Here is a 6,362-nt window from a genome sequence, read left to right as displayed (position 1 = left end):
CTGGACGGCCACCAGGGCCAGCCGAGCGCCGACGGCGGGTACGGCGTGATGCACCTGGTCACCGCCAAGACCCTCGACAAGGCCGCCACGCTGACCAAACAGCCGGTGTCCGCCCTCAAGTCGGACGACGCGGCCAACATCACGGGCGGCGCGGCCGTCCTGCGTGCCCTCGCCGACGAGCTCAAGCTGGACGCCACCGCCCGCAAGGACGCGGGCAAGTGGTACCAGGCGGTCGCCAAGTACGGCGGCGCCTCCTCGCCCGCGGTGGCCCGGCTGTACGCCGACACCGTCTACGAGGAGCTCGCCAAGGGGATCCGCGCCACGACCCCCGGCGGCGAGAGCGTCACCGTACCGGCGAGCACCGTGACGCCCGATCGCGGCCCGTACGCCGATGCGGAAGACCTCGACAAGCCCAGCACCCTCGCGGCGAGCACCGACTACCCGTCGGCCAGGTGGGTTCCGGCGCACAGCAGCAACTACGCCGTCTCCAACCGGCCCACCAGCGACGCGATCGACCGCATCGTCATCCACGTGACCCAGGGCAGCTACGCCGGCACGATCTCCTGGTTCCAGACCGGGCCCCGGCCGAACCCCACCTCGGCCCACTACGTCGTGCGCTCCTCCGACGGCGCCATCACCCAGACGGTCAGGGAGAAGAACCGGGCCTTCCACGCCGGCAACTACAACCGGCGCTCGGTCGGCATCGAGCACGAGGGCTTCGTCGACAACGCCACGTGGTTCACCGACACCATGTACCGCGCGTCGGCGGCGCTGACCCGCAACATCGCCGACCGGTACAACATCCCCAAGGACCGCAGCCACATCGTGGGCCACAACGAGGTCCCGGGCGCCGACCACACCGACCCCGGCCGGTACTGGAACTGGTCCAAGTACATGCAGTACGTCACCGGCAGCAGTGGCGGCGGCGGGGGTACCAACCCGCACACCGCCGAGTCCGTGTGCGGCACCGGCTACAAGGTGATCGACTCCGCTGCCCTCGGCTCCAGCGGCACGGTCTACCTGACCTTCAACTCCGCCAACGGCAACAACTGCGTCGCCACGATCAAGAAGAGCTCGCTGGGCAAGGCCACCGCCACCGCCGCCTTCCTGGAGGTCAAGGGCAAGACCCGGGCCACCGACACCGGCAACTTCGACTACTACGCCGGGCCCATCCGGGCCACCGCCGCCGACAAGTGCGTCAAGTGGGGCGGCAAGGCCGGGACGAGCACGTACGAGAGCCCCTTCGAACACTGTGGCGGCTGATCCGCTGACCCTATGACCTGTGGCCGGATCGCGCGGGCTCGCGATCCGGCCGCAGCTTTGCCGTGGGGCAATTGCGGCTGACGACACGCGGACGACAAAGGCGTCTGACCTCCGTATCGGGCGAGGACCGCCAACCCGGGAAAGCCGTATTACCGTAGCCCGGTGCCGTGTCATCATGCGCTCACCGTCTGTCGATGGGAGCGTAGTGATTCGCGACCTACTGACCGTTCTGCGCTGTGCCCGGCTGGCGATCGCCCTTCCCGTCACGCTCAAAGACGCCGTCGCCTGCGCTCCCGACGCCGTACGCGACTTCGAGCGGGCCGTCGAACCGATCGTCCGCGACGTGTTCTCCGAGCCCGAGCGCGAGGCGATGATCGACTCCCTGCGCGGCACCGCGCTGAGCTTCAACGTCGGCATCCATGCCTACGCCAGGATGGCGGGCCGGTCCTGTGACGGCGAGCTGGTCATGCTGGCCGGATCGGTCGCCCGGCTCTACGACGACATGATCGACAACGGCGGCGACCCGGCGATCGACTCGTGGGTGGCGTCCCTCTTCAAAGCCGACGGGCATGCCGCCTCACGGGCGCCTACCTCGGCTGGTGGATGGAGGCCGGGCTGCGGGTCAGGGACCACGTGTGGCTGCTCGCGCTCGGCCACTGGCAGCAGACGCTCATCAGCGCCGCCAACGGCGCGGTGCCCGGTGCGGCCGGGTTCGGCGTCACGATGATGGTGCCGAGCGCGTGGGGGCGGTTCGTCGACGTCCGGGTGTGGTTCGCGGCGCGGCGGGTGCCGCCGCTGCGGCTGATGACCTTCCTGCGCGTGCCCCGGCCGTTCGCGCCGATGGCGTAGCTCGCCTCGGGGAAGCGCGCCCGGCCGCTGTCCGGTGCGAAGCGCGCGTACCGGATCTCCAGCTCCGCGCGCCTGCGGCGGACCCGTTCGACCGCGACGCGCCCGCCCGTCGCGGGCCGGTAGCCGAACTCCAGCACCACCTCTTCGTCAGGCTCGGCCCGCGTCAGCGCCTCCACGTCGCCCGGCCTGGTCAGGTCGCAGACCCGGCCGCCGACCGTACAGCGCAGGATGTCGAAGCCGTGCCCGCGCAGCACCCGCGTCTGCGCGGCCAGCCAGTCCGGCTCGAACCGGCGCTGGGCGCGCGCCAGCAGGCGCAGCGCCATGACCCGGGCCACCAGGTACGCCGCGGTCAGCCAGGTGGCGGCGGAGAAGAGCGGATGCGGCGCGAAGGTCGCCGCCAGTGCGAGCGCGGCGGTGAGCACCGCCCAGCCGAACGTCGCCGCGGGGGCGCGCTCCGGCGACGGCCCGGCCAGAACTCGGCGCACCGTCACCGGCAGCCCGGGCAGCGGCGCAAGCGGGACCGGCAGGTCGGGGCGGGAGTATTCGGGCCCGTAGGTGACCGGCATCTTGCCGGTATCACCCGAGACGCCGCCCGGTGTTACTGGCCTGCCGGCTCGTCTCGTTCTGCCGGACGCGGCACCGGCCCAGCCTGAAGGGCCGCGACATCCGGATGTCGCGGCCCTTCTTCCGGTCATCGCGCCGATCAGCCGAACGGCTGGTTGTCCAGCGTGTTCACCTTCACGGCGGTGATCTTCACCTGCTTCATCAGCACCTGGGACGCGCCCGCCGGCTTGGAGCAGGCGAAGCTGAGCGGCCCCGTGCCGGGGTAGGTGTGTACGACGTTGAGGAAGATGCTGTGCCTGCTGTGCGGCGCCAGCGTCACCTCGGTGATGTCGCCGTCCGAGTTGGGGCCCGTACCGATCGTGCAGAGGTAGTCGATCGCGGAGTTACCGGTGTTCTCGGCGTACAGCTTCGCGGTGATCGTGTACGAGCCCGTCCCCAGGAACCCGCTGAAGCCGGGGCTGAGGGCGTTGGAGTGGACGATCTCGTTGTCCCACCGGCTGATCACCTCCGGTGGCACCGCCTCGGCCGCTTTGACGTTCCCCGCCAGCAGCGCGCCCGCGGCCACGACGGCGGCCAGCGCGGACAGGCGCAGGCCGCGGCGGCGGCGTGATGGGGCGGTTGTGGGCATGGTCATGTGAGTTTCTCCTGATGTGAGCCGTCCCCCTCGCGCGGACGCGCGAGCGGCCGCACGCTGTCGCCGGCCGAGGCGGCGGTCACCGGCTCGCGTGCACCCCGGAAAACTAGCCCTCGCGGTTTCGGAAGACCGCGCAAAAATAACCGCGCCGGCCGTGCCGGTCGTCATCGCGCTTTCACCCACCGGCCCCGCACCGAAGCCCCCCGTACCAGGCACCCTGCCGAAAGCGTGCGCAGCTGGATCTGCGTCTAGGGCCGCTCCAGGAAGTGGCGCAGCGTGGCCTCGATCCAGCCGTACGCGATCGTCTGCTCCGGCGGCCAGGGCCTGTCCTCGATGATCGACACCAGCTCCCACAGCCTGGCCGCCCGCGGGTCGTGCTCGTCGAACGTGCGCAGCAGCTCCTCGCGGCCCTGCCCCATCACCGCCAGGATCCGATCGAGGATCGGCTCGGATTCGGGGGAGCCGGGCTCGATGCCCGCCCGCGAAGCGGTCAGCGCCTCCCGCATGATCTGGGCGTTCATCTCGTGCCAGGCGTCGAAATCCCGGTCCTCCTCCCAGAACTCCGTGTTCTGCCGGCGCAGGCTGTCGCGGTAGTCCTCGTCGGCGAGCAGGCCGGCCAGCTCCAGCCAGGCGTCGAGCTGCGCGACGGTCGGCTCCTCGGGCAGTTCGGGGAGCATGGCGTCGCGCATCTGGGTCAGCCACTCGTGCCGGGCCTCGATGCCGCCGCCGACCTCGTCGACGAACTCGTCCAGCAGGATCTCCATCTCGGCCGCGCCGAGCCGGCCGAGCGCGTGGAGTCTGCTCAGATCCTCCTCGGCGGGATCGCCGTCCCGGGCGAGCGTCGCCCTGAGCACCGCCCTGGTCCGCTGGAGCGATCTGAGCTGCGTCTCGACCGCCTTGAGGTGAAGATCGAGTACGTCCCTCAGCCGGCGGTCGCCGAGCGAGCGGATCGTGGCCAGGTCGACCCCGATCTCCCTCAGCGTGCGGATCAGCTCCAGCCGCGCACGGTCCTCATCGCCGTAGAGCCGGTAGCCGGCGGCAGTGCGCTCGCGCTCGGGCAGCACGCCCGCGTCCGAGTAGAAGCGGATCGTCTTCACGGGGAGGCCGGTCAGCTTCGCCAGGCGGCCGATCGTGTAGCTCATAATTCCGTTGAGCCTCCAGTAACTGGAGACTTTAGCGTAGCCGACATGGCGAAGCAGAAGATAGCCAGGGTCGTCACCCTGCACATTCAGGCCGGCGAGGCGGGCCCGGCGAACGTCGGCAAGGACCTCGGCCCGCTCGGCATCAACCTCATGGAGTTCTGCCGGCAGTACAACGCGCAGACGCAGGACCGGCGCGGGTTCGTGATCCCCGCGGTGATCACCGTGTACGAGGACAGGTCGTTCGAGGTCGTCACCAAGCAGCCGACCACCGCCTCGCTGATCCGGCGCGTCGCCGGGCTCGACGGCGGCAGCCCGCGCCCGGGTCACCAGAGCGGCGGCTGGATCACCCGCGCCCAGCTCCGCGAGGTCGCCCAGGCCAAGCTCCCCGACCTCAACACCGCCGACCTGGATCAGGCCGAGAAGATCGTCGCGGGAACGGCCCGTTCCATGGGCCTCACCGTCCGCGACTAGACCCGGGATCCCGCTCGGCCAGATCATGATGGGCATGGGAATCTGCGTTTTCTGCGAGATCATCGCCGGGCGCGTCGAGGCCGGCGTCGTTCATGAGGACGACAGCGTGGTGGCCATCATGGACCACAAGCCGGCCACGGTCGGCCATGTGCTGGTGATCCCGCGCGTACACGTGGTCGGGCTGGCGGACGCCGATGATGCGGTCGGTACGGCGATCTGGCGCACCGCGCGGCGGGTGTCGGGCGCGTTGCGGGCATCGGGGCTGCGCTGCGACGGGGTGCGGTTGTCCCTCGCCGACGGGGAGGCCGCCGGTCAGGACGTCTTCCATCTCCACCTGCACGTGGTGCCGCGCTTCCCGGGAGACGGCGTGGTGGTCACCGCCGGCTGGAAGAAGCGGTCGCGGGAACTGCTCGACCAGGATGCGGCGCTGATCCGGAAAGCCCTTACGTAACTCCGCCGAAAGCGTTCCTGCACTCGCCTGTTCCGCTGCACCCAGCTGCCCAAGAAAAGACGGTCTGATAATCACCTGTTTTGATCATTTCCATCTTTTTCTCCAAGTCGATCCCCGACGCGCGTTGTCTCGCCTTCGAGCGGGTACCTCCAGCTCGCACCATCAGGGGGATGTGGCATTAAGTCCGATTCTTCCGAATCCGACCTACAGGGGAAGAAACAGATGATTAAGCACCGAAGCATCAGAAGCGCGCTGGCCTTTGCCGTGGCAGCGGCGGCGGCCAGTGGATTCGCGACTCTGACCTTTACGGCGTCGGCGGGCGCCACGGCCGTCACCAGCGTTCACAGCACGGTGGACACGGCGGCAACCGCGATCAACCTCGCCACCGATCCGAGGTCGGAGAAGGAAGAGCAGCCGACCCGGGCGATCGACTCGGCCTTCCAGGGCGACCCGGAGGACCCGAAGAAGCCGCCGACCAAGTTCGTCGGGGTCATCCGCGACGACAGGGTCGCGATCAGGGACCCGCGGACGATGCCACAGTGGCATGACCTGACCGAGCTGCTGCCGCGCGACTTCGGCCGCCTGGTCGACATCACTCTGGCCGCGCCCGACGAAGGCGACACCGTGCACATCACCGTGCTGAACGAGCGCGGCAAGGTGGCCCAGAGCAGGTGCACCGTCTTCCCGACCCCGGGCACGAAGGGGACGCCGGAGTGGCCTGACAACTGCACCGACTTCATCGATCTCACGCGTAAGTGAGTCGCCTGATCCGCCGATGATGAATGCCGTGCCCGGGAAGCTTGCCGGGCACGGCATTCATCGCTTTTTGCTACATTTTTGTGGCCGTCCGGCACACATGGTTGTCCAATTGAGCGGATTTGCCACCTCATCACCCGCGCCATTTTGGGCGATTTATGAGGAGAAAGAGCGCTATGACGTCATCCTGGACGAAACGATCGCAGGCCATGCAAAGTCGTCGGTGTAATGC

Annotated in this window: 9 protein-coding genes; 5 read left to right on the top strand and 4 right to left on the bottom strand. The window is 69.1% G+C overall.

Going from position 1 to position 6,362, the window contains the following annotated elements; genetic code table 11:
- Positions 1-1,263, top strand: a 1,263-nt coding sequence (locus tag ABZX61_RS12760) for a peptidoglycan recognition family protein (RefSeq protein WP_355194037.1), incomplete at its 5' end; no start/stop codon positions are given.
- A 217-nt stretch (positions 1,264-1,480) separates the two neighbouring features.
- On the opposite strand, the gene ABZX61_RS12755 is transcribed toward ABZX61_RS12760, so the two are convergent.
- From ABZX61_RS12755 to ABZX61_RS12740, 4 genes are all read right to left on the bottom strand, one after another.
- Positions 1,481-1,834, bottom strand: a complete 354-nt coding sequence (locus ABZX61_RS12755) for a hypothetical protein (RefSeq protein WP_355194035.1) — start codon at positions 1,832-1,834, stop codon at positions 1,481-1,483.
- Positions 1,835-1,850: 16 nt separating this feature from the next.
- Positions 1,851-2,678, bottom strand: coding sequence for a hypothetical protein (locus ABZX61_RS12750; protein ID WP_355194033.1), 828 nt, complete (start codon positions 2,676-2,678; stop codon positions 1,851-1,853).
- A gap of 137 nt (positions 2,679-2,815) precedes the next feature.
- The gene (locus tag ABZX61_RS12745) at positions 2,816-3,310 is read right to left on the bottom strand and encodes a hypothetical protein (RefSeq protein WP_355194031.1); all 495 of its coding nucleotides are present in this window, start codon (positions 3,308-3,310) and stop codon (positions 2,816-2,818) included.
- Between the two features lie 248 nt (positions 3,311-3,558).
- Positions 3,559-4,452 carry a MerR family transcriptional regulator gene (locus tag ABZX61_RS12740; protein ID WP_355194029.1) on the bottom strand — a complete coding sequence of 298 codons (894 nt, stop codon included), beginning with the start codon at positions 4,450-4,452 and terminating at the stop codon, positions 3,559-3,561.
- A 45-nt stretch (positions 4,453-4,497) separates the two neighbouring features.
- Here ABZX61_RS12740 and rplK point away from each other — a divergent pair, with 45 nt between their 5' ends.
- The 4 genes from rplK to ABZX61_RS12720 all read left to right on the top strand — a co-directional run bounded on the left by rplK (position 4,498) and on the right by ABZX61_RS12720 (position 6,359).
- Positions 4,498-4,923, top strand: a complete 426-nt coding sequence (gene rplK / locus ABZX61_RS12735) for a 50S ribosomal protein L11 (protein WP_355194027.1) — start codon at positions 4,498-4,500, stop codon at positions 4,921-4,923.
- Between the two features lie 34 nt (positions 4,924-4,957).
- The gene (locus tag ABZX61_RS12730; RefSeq protein ID WP_355194026.1) at positions 4,958-5,374 is read left to right on the top strand and encodes an HIT family protein; all 417 of its coding nucleotides are present in this window, start codon (positions 4,958-4,960) and stop codon (positions 5,372-5,374) included.
- A 222-nt stretch (positions 5,375-5,596) separates the two neighbouring features.
- The gene (locus tag ABZX61_RS12725; protein ID WP_350723269.1) at positions 5,597-6,133 is read left to right on the top strand and encodes a hypothetical protein; all 537 of its coding nucleotides are present in this window, start codon (positions 5,597-5,599) and stop codon (positions 6,131-6,133) included.
- Positions 6,134-6,149: 16 nt separating this feature from the next.
- Positions 6,150-6,359: a hypothetical protein gene (locus ABZX61_RS12720; RefSeq protein WP_355194024.1), complete on the top strand. Its 210-nt coding sequence runs from the start codon at positions 6,150-6,152 to the stop codon at positions 6,357-6,359.
- Positions 6,360-6,362: the final 3 nt, after the last annotated feature.

Source organism: Nonomuraea sp. NPDC003709 (genome assembly GCF_040610775.1).
GTDB lineage: Bacteria > Actinomycetota > Actinomycetes > Streptosporangiales > Streptosporangiaceae > Nonomuraea > Nonomuraea angiospora_A.
The sequence above is the reverse complement of the archived record's forward strand: the minus strand, read 5'-3'. Positions and strand labels throughout refer to the sequence as shown.